This window comes from Yoonia sp. R2-816 (assembly GCF_046762905.1).
Lineage (GTDB): Bacteria > Pseudomonadota > Alphaproteobacteria > Rhodobacterales > Rhodobacteraceae > Yoonia.
The window spans coordinates 1-556 of sequence record NZ_JBKQXN010000240.1; the positions used below are offsets into that span (position 1 = coordinate 1).

Annotated in this window: 1 protein-coding gene; it reads left to right on the forward strand. The window is 47.5% G+C overall.

Annotated features, from left to right (window positions below; all coding sequences use genetic code 11):
- The coding region (locus ACFWW2_RS16285) for a hypothetical protein (RefSeq protein WP_393929633.1) at positions 1 to 425 on the forward strand (425 nt) is incomplete at its 5' end.
- Positions 426 to 556 lie beyond the last annotated feature (131 nt).

Sequence of the window (556 nt, forward strand, 5' to 3'; positions counted from 1 at the left end):
CCTCAATCAATCGTGCAAAACGATCTCGCAATTCCATCGGCAACGGTGCTGGCATGATCAATCCTCCCAAAAAGGGTGAACCACAGATCATGTCTCAGGGGAATCCTGCCGACTCAAACTTTTATCGAAATGCTTTAGTTACAGCCTTGGCGTACTATCCTGCCCTCTACCGGAACAGATCAATGAGCTCTCACCTCTTATTAAAATGCGGCAAACAAGAACAAAAGCGCACGATGAACTCGTCTATGGATAAAAAGAGTGCGCTCTTAGGTTTGTTGCGCTTCAGCTTTATAATTTTTGGATTCTTGATGTTGCCGGTCACCGCATTTGCACAGTCAACTATTGCGACCGCGTCCGATCAGTCCGCAACCGTTGTCACAGAACAATTTGAAGACTGGCACTATCGTTGCATCTCGGAGATATAGCTGAAAGTTGGTGATAGCCCCTGAGGGGCGGCATATCATGGCGTTGTTGACGCGCCGCAATTCTCATTTGAGAAAAGGATATGCCACATGACGAAGACTACCATCACGACGTTGCCCGATCCACATGGATT